General features: G+C 52.1%; 12 protein-coding genes. 5 read left to right on the top strand and 7 right to left on the bottom strand.

The window, feature by feature from the left end:
* Nucleotides 1-728: 728 nt before the first annotated feature.
* Nucleotides 729-1,946, top strand: a complete 1,218-nt coding sequence (locus AC1RRC_RS10280) for a hypothetical protein (RefSeq protein ID WP_493055356.1) — start codon at nt 729-731, stop codon at nt 1,944-1,946.
* Between the two features lie 119 nt (nt 1,947-2,065).
* Here AC1RRC_RS10280 and AC1RRC_RS10275 read toward each other — a convergent pair whose 3' ends face one another.
* Nucleotides 2,066-5,272 (bottom strand): hypothetical protein, encoded by a 3,207-nt coding sequence (locus tag AC1RRC_RS10275; RefSeq protein ID WP_493055355.1) that lies wholly within the window; start codon nt 5,270-5,272, stop codon nt 2,066-2,068.
* Nucleotides 5,273-7,130: 1,858 nt separating this feature from the next.
* Here AC1RRC_RS10275 and AC1RRC_RS10270 point away from each other — a divergent pair.
* A complete protein-coding gene (locus AC1RRC_RS10270) occupies nt 7,131-8,015 on the top strand; it encodes a hypothetical protein (protein WP_493055354.1) in 885 nt (294 codons plus the stop codon).
* A 603-nt stretch (nt 8,016-8,618) separates the two neighbouring features.
* Nucleotides 8,619-8,927: a hypothetical protein gene (locus AC1RRC_RS10265; RefSeq protein WP_493055353.1), complete on the top strand. Its 309-nt coding sequence runs from the start codon at nt 8,619-8,621 to the stop codon at nt 8,925-8,927.
* Nucleotides 8,928-9,156: 229 nt separating this feature from the next.
* On the opposite strand, the gene AC1RRC_RS10260 is transcribed toward AC1RRC_RS10265, so the two are convergent.
* From AC1RRC_RS10260 to AC1RRC_RS10250, 3 genes are all read right to left on the bottom strand, one after another.
* Nucleotides 9,157-10,308 (bottom strand): hypothetical protein, encoded by a 1,152-nt coding sequence (locus AC1RRC_RS10260; protein WP_493055352.1) that lies wholly within the window; start codon nt 10,306-10,308, stop codon nt 9,157-9,159.
* 53 nt (nt 10,309-10,361) lie between these two features.
* Complete coding sequence (locus AC1RRC_RS10255) at nt 10,362-10,949, bottom strand: hypothetical protein (RefSeq protein WP_493055351.1); 588 nt, start codon at nt 10,947-10,949, stop codon at nt 10,362-10,364.
* A gap of 87 nt (nt 10,950-11,036) precedes the next feature.
* Nucleotides 11,037-11,741, bottom strand: a complete 705-nt coding sequence (locus AC1RRC_RS10250; protein WP_493055350.1) for a hypothetical protein — start codon at nt 11,739-11,741, stop codon at nt 11,037-11,039.
* Nucleotides 11,742-11,943: 202 nt separating this feature from the next.
* Here AC1RRC_RS10250 and AC1RRC_RS10245 point away from each other — a divergent pair, with 202 nt between their 5' ends.
* Nucleotides 11,944-12,198, top strand: coding sequence for a helix-turn-helix domain-containing protein (locus tag AC1RRC_RS10245; RefSeq protein WP_493055349.1), 255 nt, complete (start codon nt 11,944-11,946; stop codon nt 12,196-12,198).
* 1,036 nt (nt 12,199-13,234) lie between these two features.
* Here AC1RRC_RS10245 and drt3b read toward each other — a convergent pair.
* Nucleotides 13,235-15,319, bottom strand: coding sequence for an antiviral reverse transcriptase Drt3b (drt3b, locus tag AC1RRC_RS10240; protein WP_493055348.1), 2,085 nt, complete (start codon nt 15,317-15,319; stop codon nt 13,235-13,237).
* Nucleotides 15,312-16,541, bottom strand: coding sequence for an antiviral reverse transcriptase Drt3a (gene drt3a / locus AC1RRC_RS10235; RefSeq protein WP_493055347.1), 1,230 nt, complete (start codon nt 16,539-16,541; stop codon nt 15,312-15,314). Before drt3a ends, drt3b begins: the two co-directional genes overlap by 8 nt.
* A 203-nt stretch (nt 16,542-16,744) precedes the next feature.
* Between drt3a and AC1RRC_RS10230 the strand changes: the two genes are divergently transcribed.
* Nucleotides 16,745-17,407 carry an SLATT domain-containing protein gene (locus AC1RRC_RS10230; protein WP_493055346.1) on the top strand — a complete coding sequence of 221 codons (663 nt, stop codon included), beginning with the start codon at nt 16,745-16,747 and terminating at the stop codon, nt 17,405-17,407.
* Nucleotides 17,408-17,808: 401 nt separating this feature from the next.
* Here the strand turns inward: AC1RRC_RS10230 and AC1RRC_RS10225 are convergent, their stop codons facing one another.
* Nucleotides 17,809-19,284 (bottom strand): tyrosine-type recombinase/integrase, encoded by a 1,476-nt coding sequence (locus AC1RRC_RS10225; protein ID WP_493055345.1) that lies wholly within the window; start codon nt 19,282-19,284, stop codon nt 17,809-17,811.
* Between the last annotated feature and the right edge of the window lie 122 nt (nt 19,285-19,406).

Here is a 19,406-nt window from a genome sequence, read left to right as displayed (position 1 = left end):
CTTAATCAATTTATGCGACAACTGCCTTGACGCATTCCAGTAATCGCTCTGCGTGATTCAACGTTCCGTTGGAAGCAAGTGACCGGAACGTGCCAGTGTGCCTGATGTGTAAGTGCTGCAATGCCCACAAGGGCCGGGCATGTCTGTAGTTCCCGGACAGGTATGGCTGCCAGCGCTCTGTGCTGGCCTAGTACGCCCGCTTGCTTTCTCGCACCAACAAGTTCCTGGAAGCGAGACAATACCCATATCAGATATCCGCGCCCTGCCAGGCTTAACGAAATCGGGACAGTGGGCAGAGGAAGGGCAAGGTCACTTGGTCGGAATTTATACAAGGAAGAATTCACACCGAGAAATCGGAAGCGGCAGTCGCCCCCTCCAAATCATGGCCAACAGCTTTTAAGGTTAGGTATGTCCAGCATGGGGACGCTCTGAGTTGTTTCATGTGTTGGGGATGCCTACCAGAACCAGAGTCGCATATAGGGGGGCGTCCTGTTTTTGCCCAGTGTTCTGGTGGGGGGGAGGGGGCTGTTCTTTGGGGACTTCGCTGGCCCATCTAATTCAGGTATCCTGCCGTTGCGTACGTGGTTGTAGCCCATACGAGGCATGGCCTTGGTCGTTGTGCTGCTGGTGGTTGCCGTAGCTGGCGTCGTTAGCGGTTTGCATCGCGGGCGTTCGCAGTCCAGGTTACCTCTCCGGTAGCGTTCCAATAAAAAAATTAGCTTCGATTCATGACCACTTACAAATGGCAATTTGCCCCTCGCTTCCGCCGCAACGCATTCGGATGGAAATCCGATACACCCATCCAGCGCATCAAGGAGGCGTTGGCCGAAATCAAGGCGGTCGCGAAGAAGGAACCCGTTTTGGCTGCAGAAGGTGCCGTGTTGTTTCTGGAGAAGTTGGCACCGGCCATTGAGCAGGTCGATAGCTCTTCCGGTGCAATCGGTTCCGCAGTGAATCGCGCCATTGAAACGCTCGTCCCAATCATCGGCAAGGCCGATGTCGACATCTTGACGCGCCAGCGATGGCTGGACCGTCTATGGGAAGCATTCCAGGAGGATGCAATGCCGTACCTGGAATTGCTGGGCGATTACTGGGGCGAGTTATGCGCTAGTCAAGCGGTTGCATCGAGGTGGGCGGATGACCTGATGCCCACCGTGGAAACGGTCTGGGCCGACAACGCGGCCGGCCGCCACGGTTTCTTCAAAGGGACCGGCGCGTGCATGAGCGCACTGTACGCCGCCAAGCGATATGACGAGTTGCTGGCATTGCTCGAAAAATCCCGCCACAAATGGTGGCACTACAGGCAGTGGGGCGCGAAGGCCCTGGCTGCGTCTGGAAGGCCCGATGAGGCGATTCTGTACGCTGAGAGCACCAAGGGCCTTAACGAGCCTCTGGGGGCCATTGCGCGCTTCTGTGAGGGGCTATTGCTCGATGCTGGCCGCGCGGACGAGGCGTATGCGCGGTATGCGATTGCCGCCACATACGCGACGACCAATTTGGCGACGTTCAGGGCTATCGTCAAAAAGTACCCGCAGATGGCGCCGGCGACGATATTGCGTGACCTGGTTGGTAGTCAGTCCGGCGAGGAGGGCAAGTGGTTTGCCGCCGCCAAGGATGCAGGCTTTTTTGAACTGGCTATTGAACTGGCAAATAAAGGTCCGACCGACCCCAGGACGCTAACGCGTGCCGCGCGCGACTTCGCCATCAATCGGCCTGACTTTGCCATGGCGGCCGGCATGGCCGCCTTGAAAGGCATTATGCGTGGATACGGTTACGATATCACCGGCATGGACGTACTGGACGCGTACACCGCAGTGATGCAGGCCGCCGCGGGCGTACCTATCGATGATAAGGCCGCCAAGGCCAATGTGAGGGCGCTGATTGCGGCAAGCGGCACCGGAGGCGCGTTTGTAGAGCGCGTTCTGGCCGGGCACTTGGTCGCGTAGATTGTTGGTCCGTACGCTGTGGGAATGAGATAGCAACTCAAACTTGACCAGGCGGCGCCTGGCCAATGAGTGAGGGGCTCGTGCTCCAGTGTCGCAGCCGAGAAACTCAAGTGCGGATATTAGTCTGTAACTGGGAGAAATTCAGCCTTCCAACTCAACGTAAATCTCAACTTGTCATCACTTTCCGGACTCCAAGAAATGGCCATGGCGGTGTTTGCATCCGAGCCTCCAATGCATAAGGTCTTGAGCATTGCATCAGGCAATACATAACAGTCGCCATGCGGCGTCTCAAACTCGAATACAGGAACATCGTTGACGAGCGATATGATGCCTGTTCCGTTCGCTGCATCACCCGCACCGATGACAACACCCTCTGGAAGTGGACACTTCCAGTCCTCGTGCCCCCACATGGATTCGCGCAACAATGTACCAACTGCCGAATTGCCAACCAGTACAACTGGCTTCTCACCTCGCGTTCGGTATGCGGAACAGTGCGATGCTACGTCTGTGAGAAATGCCTGCATTTCTACCCGAGAGGGGTCGTAGTTTTGACGAAGTGTGGGGCTGTTTACGGGCATTAGTGCGGCGCTCTCGACCAACTTTTCATAGCTCCAAGCCACGATTTTCTCGTGAGCCCACTCGCCTATGAACTCAGCCAAGTCCGAATCTGACCCCGTTCCGATGTGTTCGAGATAGTGCTTCTTGTTATCAATGAAATCGATGCTATTGGAATGCGCGGTCAACCCAGGGAGAAATTTTAGGGCACCAAGCGGTGGGGGGAGTTTAGTGGAGTCGAGCGCTCGCGCCGAGATACGTTGACTGAGGTCTCGCACCTTGGATTGGTCGATGGATTGCGCTCTGAGTGTGAGTTGACGCTCCTTCCGGGCAACCCCGGAAAGCGTCTTAAGTGCAACCGCAGCAGCCAACCTCGCTGAGCGAACGCGATGGGTACTTTCCAAAAACCCTTGAAGGCTGGAAACTACACTATGAGCTTCAAAGAAACTGTTGGAAAGCACTTCACGGCGAAGGTCGGCGCAGTACTGCTGCACCGACTCAAGCTTGTCAATGTCTGTCCACCACCGCTCAATCAACTTCTTACTGCGGGTAACGCTGTTTCTCCTGCATGCCGTCAACGATACAAGTAAGACAGCTTGGGCGTGCTTCATTGACTCCAAGTCCGTTGCTGTTCCGGGCCAGCTATATATCCAACCTGATACTCGAGGTGTTTCAGTGCTCCTTGGCAGTCTTTCTACGAACTCGTCAATCCGACCTACGACAGTTTCGAGTCCGAAAATATTCTCGAGGATGCTTTCCAACATGACATCGATGGAACTGAGTGAGCGGGCGTCAACTGAGCCTCCAGGACGCTGCGCGTTGCCGCGAATGAGCGAAGCTGCATACCGAAGTTCGCGGCTGTCAGCAGTCGGAGTTGCTCTCGCGCTCTGAACGAGGAGCAGTACCACGTAAAGACGCATGCTTTCCCAATACCGGAGAATCGCAATGCTGAGCGCCGATTCGGCGAACTGGATGGTGACGGGCTCGGAACCGTTCCAGAGGAAGCTCTGAGCGGCGGCCCAATCCTTGTCTGCTAAGGTCATTGTGACGTGTCGAATCTTGAAGTCTCGCTCGATATGGGCGTACTTCAGTTCGCGTTTTCGATTCCCCCACCACTTGAGCAGGTTGTCTAGCAGCCAAGTGGCTCCAGTCTCGTCGCCACGAGACACAGCTTTCAAGAACAAATTTGCGGAGTTCTCAATATGCTTAGCGTAAATAAGGGCGCGACCTGCAATAGCATGCCAGGCTTGAGCGTCATCGTCGTCGAAATCATTAGGGAGGTTGACACGGAAGTGCCCCCAGCTCCCAATGAATGCAACCACGGCCTGCTCGTACACCTTGCTCAATGGGGCGGGCAGCGTACCACTAATGGTTGTGGCGCCAGAAAGCAGGCTGGCGTCAGTTTTTTGAACCCACCAACCTGCAAGTTGGTATGCCAAGTTCATTCCAGGTAACTGTGCGTCGATGAGGAGCTTTTCCGGCCGGGAAGGCAACTTGGCTGCGATGCTCGCGGGTACAACTGCAAGTACCCTAAATAGCCTCGTATCCTCCTCAAGTCGATTGACAGCAATTTGTCCAATGTCTCGATATGGCTTCAACCACTCCATGTCAAAGCTACTGTCCCCCCACGAATAGGGTGATGTACCGATGGTTGCTGCGTTGCCCGCAACACCTTCGGAATCTGCGGCGCTTGCAAGCAGCAGCGTCGTGTGCAAACGAAGCAGGTTTCGTAGGTTTTCCTCAGCGGCGCCAAACCGTTGCTGTTCTGCGGCCGACTCAACTTCACTACCAATCTCTTCGAGCATCTTGCGTGTAGACAAGGACAATTTGCCCTGCCTTGAAGGCCTGTACACAAATGCTGTTCGTACCAGACAACGCTCCATGCGGTTCAAAGGTGGCCCGTCTTGAACCGCGCACAAGACGACTTCGCCAGACATGGCCCCGCCGACCCGGGGAGGAAAGATGAGCGTGGGAGTCTTACCTTGGGCTGATGAGGGCGAATTGACCGCCCGCCGGCTCCAAGATGTGGCGACAAGCTTCAGCAGGTGTAGATGTACATCGTGAAGCACCAAATTCCCCTTAAGGTCGCGCTTCACCACTGGACGGCTATCTCCAATGCCAAGTGCAAACATGTGAACCTGTGGCGTGGCACCGTCGCTCGCGCCGATTTCCGTAAAATACCAATCGGATTGAGGCGCATTGACAAAGATGTGTTGTTTCACGGCCGAGATGAGTTCGGAGCGCAGAACTACGTCGACAGCAACCCGCGTAAAAGCATGACGTTGCTCATCTTCTTGGATGAAGTGAATGGTGCGACTTAGGAAGAAGCCAGTCAGCAAGACGTTGATGAGCAGCCACGTCCCGTTCATGATGAGCAACGGTGCTATGTATTCGGCCAGAAGCGCAGATGTGCTGTATGGGGCCGCAAAATACTGGACTCCCATTGCTACCAATAGTCCGACGGAGCTTGCACCTGCTGGGACGATGGCCGAGTCTAGTACGTAAACACGTAACGCGACGGTCGAGTGCGCTTTACGTTGGAGCATTAATGCAATGAAGGACAGTACGATGGGGTAGACCAGGGCTACAAGAGTGGCCTGGATGCTCCATGGCACACCGGTATACGCGCCGATATCGAAGTCGTTCTTTAGTTTTGGGGCAGTCAGGCGCCAAGGCGTTGTCCACTCTTGAACCGCAACAAGGTAGGCGATGCAAGCGGCTGCTACGCCGGCAGCAAGCGCAAAGACCATTGGGTGGTCAGTGCTCCACATAAGAAGTCGGCGAAATATCCCGTACTGAAACGTGCGTAGTGTTGCATTGTTCTTGGTCCAAGAGCGAACCACTCGCCGAGCTCGCGGCTCGATACGCCCGGTAAGCCAGGCGGGAAAAAATTCCAGTAGGCGTGCCAACAAAAGGTGCCCTTTCTGCTTTGTACGTTTTTCGATTGCGGGGGAGCATTGGCACGCTGCAACCCTATACTGCTGAAGTGTAGCATTTGCCAGTCCGATGAAGTTTGAGTCAGTACACTTGCCATTGCTGGATAGGTGAACGAACCGGCGAAGGGCTAACGTTCGTACGACTGGGCGCGGCTGGCGCGCCAAGGATACCCCGGCTCTCGCCGGGGTATTGAATGAACAGCTCGTATATGCCTTGTTTCGATATCTCCTATAAATTGACCTCGAGGTTGCTAACCCAATTCAGGGACCCATGGCAGCATTGCCAGAGCACCTGAAGCATAATTTCCTAATCTTCGCCGCTGGTTAAGCCGCTGACTTTCGCCAGGGCTGTCCAGCCATTCCACAACCGGCATCGCTCACCCGGGCGCCAACCCGTGCTCACGTTTTTTAGCCGGCGTGGAAGCCGGTGAATGCCCGCCAAGGCATCCATGCTCCATCACCCCCGCCAAGGGGTTCTGGTTTCACTACGCTCGCCAACTTCTCATCCGACTCGGCTCTCGCCGGCCACTCGATTGCATACTCAGGGAAACATCTTGTCCGGGGAATGACCCCCGCCCTTAGGCGCCGATACTTAGGCGCTACGACAGCAATCGGCTTATAGCCCTTGGTTTGCGGGGAGCCAACAATCCCCCGCACCGCGGACTATTTTGTATTGGTTATCCACGCGAAGCTCCTACGGACAGACCACCAGTCTCTCTCGAACTGTATTGCTTTCCGGCGCATCCCCGGATTTCACCGCCCCGACCCCATTAAGCAGGTGGCTACTCATCGCAATCTTCTCAGTTCAATTCCAAGAATTCCAGGCACTGCAGGCCCTAGCTGGTTCTTATCCTCCCAATGCCCTCGCGGGCAATTACACGCTTTTGCTCCAGACAACGCATAAGACTTCCCGGCGCGACCCGGTTCATCTCGTGCTGCTGTGCATACCCCTACGCCGATTCAAGTCGGTTTCGTGTATGCCCGTGGTCTACGACGCTGATGCGCCTCGACTCACCCCGTCTGACTACGTGTGGGCTTTCCGTCGTGCGTCTGCTCCCTCCTGGGAGCAGGTGGCACGCCGACGAACAGGCTCTACTGTTATTTCGCATGTCGAGAGCTCGCACCGACTGACAAGGTCGGTGGTCACAGGCTTGCGCCCCATTGAATAATCAATGTCTATGTCCCAATCGCACGGGTTCACGCACACATGTTCGCGCACAGTTTTTGTGCGAGGAAGTGTGCGCCAGTTTGCTATGCCACCTGCATTGCGGCGGCACATCCATGAAGTAGGCACGGAGGATTAGTCGTCCCTCAGGACGGGGTTACTCTCCGTGCCCCTTCCGGCACGTAGCGGGCACCTACTTGGGATGCACTACGCGCTGTGGCACCAGGTGGCTAACCTGGCTCACGCCGGATGAAATGTTGACGATGCAATGCTGAACGGTTTGGCGACCGGTTCAGCACAGCGAGCATGGTGAGGCTATGTTCGATGGTGCTGGCGTTGGCGCGCCGTCTGGTTCAGTGCGAGGCAAAGTCGCATATTGACCTTCACAGCTGTATAGCGAATGGTCCCGAAAAAAATGGGTTCAGTTTCAGCCAACACTATCGCGTCTGCACACGGCCCCTGTGGGGCCTCTCTGCGCGCTAGCTATACGCGTCATCTACAACCACAATGCCGCTCGGGAGACGCACCATGAAAGCAGCCGATACCGCCCTTAAAATCAAAATTCCTCGCAACAAAACGTCACTGATGCAGCTCGTGCAATTGCTGGTCGTGCGCCGCCACTACTGGTGGTGTGGCGGCATTATCAGCACCGAAAAGCTCGGCGCCCTGGTCGCGAAAATGGCGCTCAGGTACCCGATTACGCGTACCGCTCGGGGCCGCGCATATGACCGGACGCGGGGCTTGGCGGCGGTGCATTTCATCGCATACCCGGTCACAAAAACTCAGATTGCGTGGTGGCTGTTGTCCGATGAAGGGAAGGGAGGGCTGGCCGACCCGGCCACGCCCGATGCGCATGTCGCAGCCAACGCCATGGCTGCTGGCGGACATGTTGGGTTCGGCGACTACGTTCTTCATTACGCCCACAAGAAGAACGCGCGGCAGCTTCCAGACAAGAAAACGGGCAAGGACAAGCTGGTGTTCAAGGACGTCTCAACCTGGACCTGGAAGCTCACGGATGGGGCATTCAACGAGACTAAAGCGTCCCTGGAGCGGGCTGCCGCCAACCTCGAGTACGGCAGCGAGGGGCATAGCGGAACGGCCCCAAGGGGTGTCCTTGGCATACTGCTTTTTCAGCGGTCGCGCCCGCTGTTTTCCGGTGTTCGGAATCAGGTGATTGCTTTGCATCGGCATGCGGATTCGTGTTGGGGCCGCGTGAAGAGGAAATGGCAAGGACTGCATTCCGCACAATGTGCGCTTGGGAATGAGCGTGCCGGGGAGCTTCGTTCAGTGAAGGAAATCATGAGCCAGCACCTTCCGAAAATGATTCGGATGGCGATTTACGGTGAAGCGCCAAAAACGATTGGAGACTTGTTGATATGTTCGCCGGCTCATACCGTTGAAAGGGAAAAATAGGCAGAATCCGAGAGCGGATTCTGCCTTTGAAATGAAGATGATTTTGAGGGTCTTTGTCGATTTCCTTATTGCAAGGAACCCTTCTCGTACTATAGGTGACAGGTTGGTGGGACCCTGGCAATTGCAGCCAAGAGCTGGTTATTCATCCCAGTAACAGTCATCGTCCCAGCTCTTGCCATGGTTAACCAAATCGTGCTCCGAAAAATGCAGAGACACCGGGTCTCTCGAGCGCCATCCGGTATCGCGAATTTTATGCCTGGGCGGGATAGGGCCTATAATCCGCTCGTAGATATTTCGTGCTCCCCGTTGATTTCTTGCCTGGATAAAGGCGAGAGTCGAGGAAGCGGTCGATACGGCAAATATGCGCTGATTGTGGTTCCTGCGGTTCCGCTTCATAGCAGATGTCCTTTTCGTAACGGTTATGTGGCCTACTTTACGTATAGCTACACCCTGCAAAAAAGCACGCGTCAGAGCAGAAGTATTTTGCCGCGAGCTATCGGAAAAACAGTCCTTTGCAAGCTTCGATTTATTCTGTTTCGTTTGATGGATGGAGATGCTAGGATGAGCCTCCCTTCAAAAAAATAAAAACAGAAAGGAGTCAGCATGAACCTCCTATCGCGCTTCTTCCAGGCGCTCGCAGATGGGCTACGCGCCCCGGCCACAGGCACCGCTTCGCAGTCCTTTAGCCTTGCAACTCATTCGGACGATGACAATCACTGGATGACCATCAATCCGGCATCCGGCTTACCAATGATGGACCGCTCCTTGGATGTGGCCGGCAACCCTTTCGGAGTTGACCTGTCCGCCGCCCCTTCCCACAGTATGTTTGACGACTTCGGCAGCATAAATGACAGCATGTCCCACGATATGTTTGGCGACTGTGGCAGCTCGGGTGGTGATATGTTCGATTAGCACGCTCTCTAGAGATTTTCTAGAGAGCGTGAAACCATCGCTCCTTATCGGGGGATGGTTTTTCCGTATGGATATCGAGGGGAGGGCTTCGTGTCAGCTGTGCTGGAAGGGCTCGAGAAGGTGCCCAGTGCCGGGGGAGGGCGGGAGGCACGGGCGGCGCGGAATTATGCCTGCACTATGTTAGTCGAGGCGCCAATGGCCAATAATCCAGCCATTTGCACCGTCGAACTTATTTCATTTTGGTGCTGTTGTTGGTGTCGACCACAGCCCGCAGCCGCTTCAACCTGCCGAGGGTGGCTTGGCATTCGGCGACGAGGACTTTGCCAGTCGAGTCGACTTGGTACCACGGGTAACGCTCTCGAGGATTTGTGCCAAATACGCATGCACTTTCAACGACGAAGTCGAGAATCATGTAGCGGTTCATCAGGTTGGGAATGGTTGGTGCCGCCATCACTTTCGCCTGGGGGTCATACGCACGCTCATCGACGGGCAGTTTCGCGAACATCAAGGAGTTCAGTGTCACGGGTGCGCTGGCGTCAAAGCGGCCATTAACCCACGCGCCGGCATTGATAGGTAAGCCGTTTACATCGACATTGTTCTGAGGGTACTTTGCGGCGCCGGCTGCGGCAATTACGCGCTGCACATCCATGGTGGGCAGGTCGAACTGAACGCCGAACCAATCGAGAGCGTTCTTGATTTCGTGCATGTCATCCGAATAGCCGTTAAAGAATGGGCTGATATTGCTGTTGATGGACCCGGTCAGGATTCTCATGTAGATGCTCAGGTCGTCCAGATGGAGCATGTTGGCGCTGTCGAGTTCCAAAACAGCGCGCATACCTGCTTTAAATGCATCGGGCAGAGCCATACCCTGTTTTGCCTTGATTGCCATGATACGTGCTGCCAAGTCCGATACTGTCGTAATCACGTAATGACTGTTGCCCAACGTCACATACGGCGTCACAACTTCCAAGGAGTCGATACGCTGCAGTGAACCATCGGTAAGGCGCAGGATAGTGCCGCCGGAGGCGACTACACGGACCATACCGGATGGCGCAGTCGCCAGATTGAGCGTAAACCCTCCATTGCTGGAAACCACCGGAGAGGCCAGCGAGGGCCCCGAGCTGCCATCCGCCTGAACCGCGTAGGCGGTCACCGTCGCCCCAGGATAGGCCCGACCAGTAATCGTGGCGGTCGCGGTGCCGGCGGAGGCCCCTGTGAATGGGTCTTGCACCGTTGCACCGCCCGAGGTGCTGGGTGTAGGGGTGACAGGCGCTGTTGTAGGGGGATGTGACGTTGCACTTGCGCCGCCAGCACCGCCGCATCCGGCGAGCAAGGCGGCAAGGGCTGTCGCAACAAGAATCTGCTGTATGGTGTTTTTCATTATTGGGGTTCGCAAGTATTGCGGTCAAGGATGGATATGCTGGATACCGAGGGTTAGCATCCGTCCGGCTGCCAGTCCCACTTTCCGGTGACAGGGCTGAAGCAGTACGGCGCGTCGAATTTCACTTGGCAGCCATTTTCGAAGGTGCGTATGCAGGCGCCGTTGTTGCACTGGGTTGTTGAGCGAACGGTTTTTCCTGTAGGGGGGCTGCAGGCCTTGGGCTTGGCGGTCGCTACCTTGGGTGGTTCAGGGAAATTCCAGTCAGCCCACATGTTTATCCTGGACAGACATTCGGACTCGGAATTGTTGGCTTCATCCAAGCAGCCTTGAATTGCTGCAGAAGCAGCCTTTCCGAAGTCGGAATACCCTGCCGAAACCGTACAGGTCTTATCGCATGACAGGGCACCATAGCCATCGCTTTGTGCCCTGTACCATATCGAGCATTTGGTCCCTTTAGCCGCCTTAAGTTTCTGACATCCTGCCAATGCTGATGCATCGGCATGGGCTTGGGAGGCGGAGCCGTAATGGACGTAGCTGGCCCCAGGTGCACTGTCCGGACGGGCAAGGGCCGTGTATGCGTTCGAATTCTGGGTTACAACAGCGAGAAACGTCAGCACGGCAATCCGAAGTAAGTTTTTCATTCGCATATCTGGGGTATTGGGTGGTGCCGCTGGGAGCACTGGCGAGCATCTCGCCAGCACCGTGAACGCTATTTGTGCCGGGTTTGATTAACTGCGGCTGGGCATTGCGGCCGCTGAGTGAGAGCCCAGTTCCGGCTGGCCTTCAACATGAATAGCCGTCGTCTTCGCCGCCGTTTCTATGGCCTCGACCATTTCCTTGATGGTTCGTTCAACCCACGCCTCTGGTGTGCCAACGATGGCGTCGGCGGTGCGTCGCGAAATCTCGTGCAGCCCGCCGGTCTGCTTGTTAAACACAGCGTACATGTCCAGGTTGTAGCCGCCCTTGTACTTGTATAGGCATGTGTGCAGCGTCAGAGTGTTGTAGCCGCTGACATCGCGTATCGCCTTCGCGGTCCAGACCGCGCCGTCGCAGTTGGCGGTCTTCAATGCAATATTTCCTCCGCTGGCACCCGCCATTTTCAGGAGCGCTCCCGTTTGGCCACCGAGCATGCTGGACATGTCGGTCAGCGTAAAGCGTCCAGGCGCGTCTGGAACGACCTTGCCGAGCTGGAGGGGCATGGCGGATTCAACCCTGTTGGTGTTTCGCGCCAAGCCGTTCGCTGCGGCCTTCGCGACGGTCGACGTGTCGGCTTGGGTCTTGATATCGAAGATGTGATACATCTCCACGGTTTCGGCGCGGCTTGCGGCGAATTCATTGACGCTCCCACATCCTGCAAGCGACGTGGCGATGATTGCGGAGAGTGCGGTTTTAAGAATTTTCATATTTGCCCAGAGGAGATTGTTGGATTCCATTGCTGTGCACCTCATGACAAGAGGGCGGCAGCACTGAACTAGGTACACAGGAGTAGGGAAAGGGCGGAGAGCAAGCAACGTTGTTGTTCGGCAATATTTTGCATTGTTAAATTTTAACCAAGATTAAATGCTTCGTAAATAGAGAGTTTTGATTTATTTACGAAGTGGACGGTGGGGGAGCCTCAACGCACTCTTACGCCATATGCACACACCCATAAATGCCGAAGAACTCCGTGAGCGGATAGCATTGCACTTGATAGTGCGACGCAAGGCGAAGCGCATGTCCCAGGAGGAGTTCGCCAATGACTCTGGTCTTGACCGCTCGTTCGTCGGCCATGTCGAGCAGGGCCGACGTAACCTGACCTTGGACAACCTAGTACGCCTTGCCAATGCGCTGGAGATTGAGCCTTACGAGCTTCTGCAGCCCATTTCCATTACGTCCACCGGGGCAAACTGACCATTCTTTGGTAGTCCCTTGTCCGCGCCGTAGCGGGCGGTCCGCAGCACCTGCGCATTTCTTTTGGACGTTCGCTATACCTCACAGGTCACCACTGTGGAGGAGCGATGAGGAATTTTTTCGAGAACTTATTTTTATTCAGCTATATAGCGATTTACTTCTGGGTGTCTTGGCGGGTGCTTACCTACTTTATTGAGTCGGTGCATATCTTCCTGGATGCGTGGAAGCAGTTCTGGAAACGTAGGAAATGATGGTGGCGGGGCTCCGCTGTTGCGGGGCCCTAGTTTTTCTTGTACAGCCGGTGAACACCAGAGGTGCCCGAAATCGTCATTTCGTGGTCTGTGCTTACGCTGACATTTTTAGATTTGGTTTGGCGGGTGCACTCATGCGCCGGGGGCTACCGTAGCTCTCATCGCATCCTTCATGGTCGAGATGCTGACGGACATCTGCCTTCAAATTCAGCGCGACTCTGGCAGGGCCAGATGCTCGGAGCTTAAGAATGGAGATGTCGAACTAGATTTGCTCTGCTATGAGTATGACTAGGTTCGCGTCACAGCATAGAAAAGCATCGCCATGTGCGCTTTGGGCGCCTGCCCTTATGCTGCCGCACGTTTCCGTTTCTACCGTTGGTGCGGACGAGATGTGGGGTGAAAAGCGAAGTTTGCTCGACGTGCTTGCACGACGGTTCAGCGCTAAATCGCAGACCGCTGGCTTTGGTTCGGCCAGTCTAGGCGAAGAGTCCGCCAACTACATCGCGCATGTCCAGTCGCATGCATTTACGTAGCAAGATGCGTAAATGCAGCATTGAAACATTGGGAAAAACGCATCCACTCGTGTGTCCGTCTACTTCTTTCAACAATCGCTTGCGGCAACGTTGCAAAGAAAAATCGTATTCGGTCGCAATAGTTAGGGAAATCAACGAGCGTGCAAATTGCAGCTTGTGTACCGCAAATACCTAACTACCGTATCACTGCCGAGGCAGTGCCAGAAAATGCCAAACTTCGACTGCGTTCCTCCCAGCAATAGTATAGCCTGACTAGTATGCGGGCCTCAACTCTTTCTTCCACAGCTGGGACCCAAGTAGATTGGCAGAATGCCAAGCGAAGAACCAGTCGCCTTCGTCGATTGCGGTTAGAAACCTATCGCATCGAGCATTTATGTCCTTCTCGCCTCCAAGGCGAAGGACTTGTTTGGCAAATAAAATTTTGACGTCCCTTGCAATGTGTGGGCATCTTAAATAATCGAATGTCAACATAGTTAGATTAGCAGATGATACTAAAGATTTTTGCGAAGTAAAACTCTGTACTAAAGTTTGCAAATAGTCTTGAACAGCTAATCTCAAGTCGCTGTACTGTGCGTCAGTACCCATATAGTGAAGCAGTGAAACTATTTGAAAGTAACGGAAGTCATTTTTAACATGAAGCTTTTTTTCTTTGTTTATACACACTCCAAAAAAATCAGATAATTGTTTAGTAGTCAAAGAGTATCGGTCGCCTAGTGAGCGGAGAAATATCAATAAATTAAGCATTTCAATATTGTCATCTTCGCCAATGTCCGTAAACGTGAATATAGTCATTCTCAACTGCGCTGCAATTTCGCCCAAGATAGAATCTTTTGCTTCAGATTTCAATTGAGATGAAAATTGGCTTAGTCCGAGACAAAGCTGGCATATCTGATAAGTAGCCCTTACCCTAGGCGACATCGAGAGTATGAAAAATATTAGCTCAAAAATTGCCTTGTTAAATCTAATTAATCTCTCTATTTCCTTGTCTGAGGCAGTGCTGGGCTCTATTCTATCTAATAATTCCAATGTCTTTTTTCTAATGATTGAAAAGAAATAATTAGATACGTAATCAAAGGAAGTTTCGTTTTTATGAATTACACTCTTTATTCGCCTAATGTAGGTTGCTGCAAGGACGTTGGGGTTTCCAACATAGCGAACTGGAAATGCATCTTTCGAATGTATGTGCGATTCAATTTCAGATAATTCATCTGATACGCCAGTGGCGGGGACGTCGTTCGTTTCACTATTGACTGCATCATTTTTTTCTTTTATTTCCCTACGTGAATAAATATGTTGCGAGAAAAAATCATCAACAATGGCTGCTATTTCCAGCTTAGCTGAAGTCTGGCCTGTTAAGAATGGGCGTGAAATAGTCTCTGATTTTGCTTCATTCAGGTAAAGCTTGTACTTTTCCAATTCCTCAGCAATTATTCTCTCTATTTTATTCAGAATATTACTTGAGTTGGAAAATATGAAGTAGTCGTCAACGTAGCGTCTAATCGCATAGTCATGTTCATGCTTCAAATTCTCCGAAATTTGCAGGTTTTGTTGAATATCGCTGTCAATGCGCTGAAGAATTATCTCTGCAAATATACGCGATGTTTCCGCTCCCACGAGAATCCCGTTTGTTTCGTTGTGGTTGGAGAAACGCATTAACTCGTCAAATTTGCTATCGAAAGTATTTTTCGCTTGCGTATTTTCTTTTGCAAAATCCTTGCTACGAACTGCCCAAGATATCGAGTGAGTGTAGATATGAGGAAAACACTTGGATATATCTAACGTTCTGAGTAGTTTGAATCTACGCTCAAATCGGTGGAATTCATCCGATTCATAAAACTTATGAATAAGAGTGTAGCTTTTATAAGTGAAAAAAGAGGAGGAGTTCTTTTGTTGAGCGTGTTGACTATTTTCTGCACTTTCCACATTGTCATCGTTGATAATATATCGTGATGCATGATTTCTTTCGTAATAATGACTGGCAACCCTATATGGGCGGCGCAACGAAAATTCGCTCTTATTACATAGTCCTATTATTAGGTGTGAATATTGTTTATAGAAGGCCGCAACGCGTTTTTGTATGGCTGGGTGCATAACACCCAAAGTTCGGGTGGAGAACGCATCTTTCTTTATTTTGTAAATATAAGGAAGCGTTGAATATCCATCGTTAAAAAAATCAAAATTTGCCGCTGATTTTATTTTTTCTTCAGTTCCTTTGTTAATTCGCTCGTAATAACCATCGTTCGAAAACAGTAGTGGAACTTCATAGGGGAGAGTATCAGTTAGAATTGCTCTATTGTAGTCCGACCGGCGGAATTTTATTTTCTTTATTTTAGACATAGGCCCAACATTTTTTTATTTCCTTCAGGCGGTCTGGCGAGAAATTGCACATTATTTTATTTTTAAATCCAGTTTTAAAGCAATGTTTTGCCAGTTCCTGTTTTTGGGCTGCAGTTAGTCGAGAGGATATTCTTTCACCGAAGGCCCCTTTTTTTGCATATATGGCATTTGATAAAAAAGTGGAAATTCGTTGAAGGTCTTTGATGGAGCTCTCATCGATAAGGCGATAGTTGTAATATATTCCAGAAAGTAACCTGCCATTATTGTTATCGCTTTTCATCTGGCAATTGCCACTTAGGAATCGTAATCTATCTTTTAAAATTCCATAATCACCATCTGAAAGAAATTTAAAAATAGACAACATTATTCTATTTTGTATTTTTTTAATTTTAGTCGGGGCGATGCTAACGACTACTGCGCTTCTATCCCTTTCTGGTTCTCGGTCAAAATTAAAATTGTAACCAAGATAATCAAATTCCTTCACTTTAACGTTAGTGACGCATCTTCCTTTTTTGTCAAATTCAAATTTCCGAGTTTTTTTGTGATTTAATTTCAATCCAGGTGGCAGTGATTCTTCCGCGTTTTTTACAATGTTGTCAGAATTGTCGTGGCAGAAAATTATTATATCGTCAACGTAGCGTGAATAGAAATAAATTCCTGGGAATCGTCTTACTTTTGAGTCGAAGGCCTGCATATACATCTCGGATAGCGTTGCGCTCACGCCTAGGCCACGAGGGAGCCCTCTTTGCTTAAAGTAAGTTGTAGTGCCCAGTAAAGAATGAAGGTGTTGCCGACTCCGATAAGAGAGACTGAAATCAGCAGTAATTCGATTAATTAGTTCTTTTCGATAAATAGATTCATAAAAGCTTTTGATATCTAGTTTAATCACAAAGAAAGGAATTACCTCTCGCATCAGACAAATTACTTGCTCTATGATTTCACTTCGATTAGCTTGACGAATATCGTACACTCGTGCCAAATTATGATTTAATTTGCGTAGTGCGAACTCGTCAACTCGGCTTCCTGCTGTATATACTGCCTTTCCCCCTCGACTAGATTTAATAAACTGGCCAAACGTGAATTCATCGTTAATGAGTTCATTGTTAATTTCCTCTAATGTTGCAATATATTCTTTCCGGTCTCGTCCAAGCTGATACTTTTTAGGGTCTAGCCGGCTAGTAAGACGGAGGAGGGATTTGGCCGTATAGGATTGGTCTATCATATCGATGGGGCAATTTTTGACATTTAATCGATGCTACTGTGTAACGCTTCACTTTGCATATTTTGTTGTCATAAGGCTACAGATTTTTCTGGGCGGCTGCACAAGTATTGTCAAAATAACATCCATTGCACTCTTTTTTTATGGAGCGCTGTACCTACTGGTAGACTAGTCAGTTCAATTACGCTCCGTAGTCATCGAAACCAATGCTTACATCTCTAGAAAAGCTTCAAACGGATGCGTGGCGCACTGCGGGGGCCAGGTACAATGCTGCTCGACGGCTGCGTCGCCGCGAGTTTCTCGCCACCGTTAGTCTTTCTCTCATGTCTGCGCTGACGGTCGCCGTTGCTTTTATTCAACGAGTCTACGCAGTTCCTTCTTCATCGGCAGATAATTACCTCTCTACTGTGTCGGCAGCTCTAGGAGTCTTCCTTTTGACATTGAGTTTGGTCGAATGGGGGGGGAAGGCAGGTTCGGTTGCGGAGTCACTTCACCAGAATGCGGAAAAATTGAACGCCTTCTGGCGACTTGTTGCTCTGCGAATTGCGTCTGTACGAGGCGGCGAGGTAATTACTTGGGCGGCAGTACGAGAGCTTTTTCTGGAGTATGAGACGCTCAAGTCGGATAGTCGTTTCAATCACGAACCTATAGATGATGGCTATTTTTGTTTGCATCACAGGCATGATTTCCCGCATATTGGGAGATTCTCCCGTTTTGTTATTACGAGCCAATGGAATCTTGCGAGCACCGGCTACATCGCTTGCCTGTGGCTTATTTTGTGTGGATTGGCGTATCCGTTAAGCGGAAAGAACTTTTGGGTGATACCTAGCAGTACCATAGCAGTGACCCCATCCGCCGTTGATAAATGACTCAAACGCAGAGGGCTTCGTTCGCGCTTCGGTCGCTGAGTGGTGAAAATTGTCAGCAGCGATAAGGTTGTGGCATTTTTCGTACCGCGCCGGCTTCCGGACGTTTTCTGACGTTCGCATAAATGCTGTGTGTCGCCGGCTTCCGATGACCCGCCGGGAATGCATAGTGGCGGGACCGCTAATACAGCTGCCACTTTTGGTATAGCCCTGGAATTGACGACTGCCCCTTTGTTTGTCGCCGCAGTCATTCTTTGGCGACAGCCGATAGGTTCACCCATGGCTGTCAAACGCCGACGATACATATGTGGGGGCATCTGCCCCCACATACTGCAATTATGGAATTAACGCCCCGCGAACAGCGGAATCACCTTTGCCGTCTTGCTCACCGCCTCTTGCGACGCCTACGGCGCTCGAGCGGGTGCATCAGCCGCGATGCGAGCCATGCTGAGCCCCTGCCCGGCACGGATACGTTTGCGGCCACGATGGTACTGGGTTAGCGTGTTGTCGCTTTTTCCGGCGAATGCCTCGTCAAGCTTTCCTGCCAGCTGCGTCGTGCACAAGTGTGCGTAGCGCAAAAGCATCCGGACGTCACGATGCCCGCTGAATGCCTGAAGGTCAATCAGCGAGAATGCCGATGTTTCCGCCACTCGGCTAATACCCTCATGGCGGAGGTCGTGACCATGCAAATCTTCGATACCGGCACGTGTCATGATGCGGGTCCAGGCATTTTGCAACGTGTCCACAGTTATTGGGAAAACATAGCTGCTGTCACGCGGAAGGCGCCCCAGCATGTCCATGAGCTCCGTACGCAAGGGGAGCTTGCGGGGGCGCCCGTTCTTGGTTTCAGCCAGGTACGCGCTGCGGAGCTCGAAATCGACATCACCCCATTGCAAGCTAAGCGACTCGCCCCGACGAGCAGCGGTCATAATTTGAAACTGGATATAGGTTTCATATAACGGGATATGGACGTAGCTGGCGTTTGCGGATTCGTTGGCAATTTCCAAGGCCTCCTTGATATGTTTCTTTTTGGCATAGGTTGTTGGCAAGGTTTCCGCATGCTTGCGCTCGACCACCATCAGCTGCTCAACGCGCAGTTCAATTGAGCGGAGGCGGTCTTCCTCGATGGCCGCAGTCAGAAGTCGTGTTTCCTCGTCACCCCTGAAGCGGCGGTCGCGCTCGTTGAAATATTTAGGACGACGGACGCCATCCATCGGGTTATCGCTCAGACGATGCTTCCAGACTTTCGTAGCGACCGTCAAAATGGCCCGGATGACATCCAGTTCCCGGTCGATGGTGGCCGGTGCCACATCGAGCGCGCGGTCCCGTATGTATTCTTCGATGTCCATGGTTTGAATTTCGGCGAGCGGCTTGCGCATCCACTGAATTGCCGTGGCCGGTTTGCGCATCATAGTACGTACCGTTGTGGCCCCGCCTTTGGTCTTGGCGGCTTTGCCGGCAGTGCCGTCAAGGTCTTCAAGCCATCCCAAACATTTGTATTTTTCGACCTTGTCCCAGCCCTTATTTTTTGGGCCTTCCTCTTTGATGTAGCGGCGCAGCATGTCCTCGAAGGTTACGTTGTGCGCTTTGGTGTAATCGATAAAGAGGCCGGTGCGGCGCTCCGCTTCGATGCGCGCGATGGTATCTTCGGCCTCTTGAAGTGAGCCGAAGGTGAAGCTTAGTGTGGGATAGCCACGTTGGCGCATGCGGCCCAAGTACGTGTTCGTGCCCTGTGAGAGCAGCGGCTTTAGACCTTGTGCCAGCAGCGTCATAGCGTATTGCTTGGCTTGCTTGAGATTCGCAAACTGGAATTCGCGATAGAGTTCGTCGCGATGCTTAACGTTGACGGTATAGCGGCTGCGATTTTCGATGGTTGCCATGTTGGGTTCCTTTGGTTACGTGGAACCTCATTTAGATAACGCGGGTTAGATTGTTATCCGATTCGATGAAAAATTGTAAGTATTTGTAACCGCACCAGTCGATAGGCGTTCATGTGGCCGTC

The organism is Pseudoduganella sp. GW821-FHT12E03 (assembly GCF_058807115.1).
This window is presented reverse-complemented; position numbering and strand designations above follow the sequence as displayed.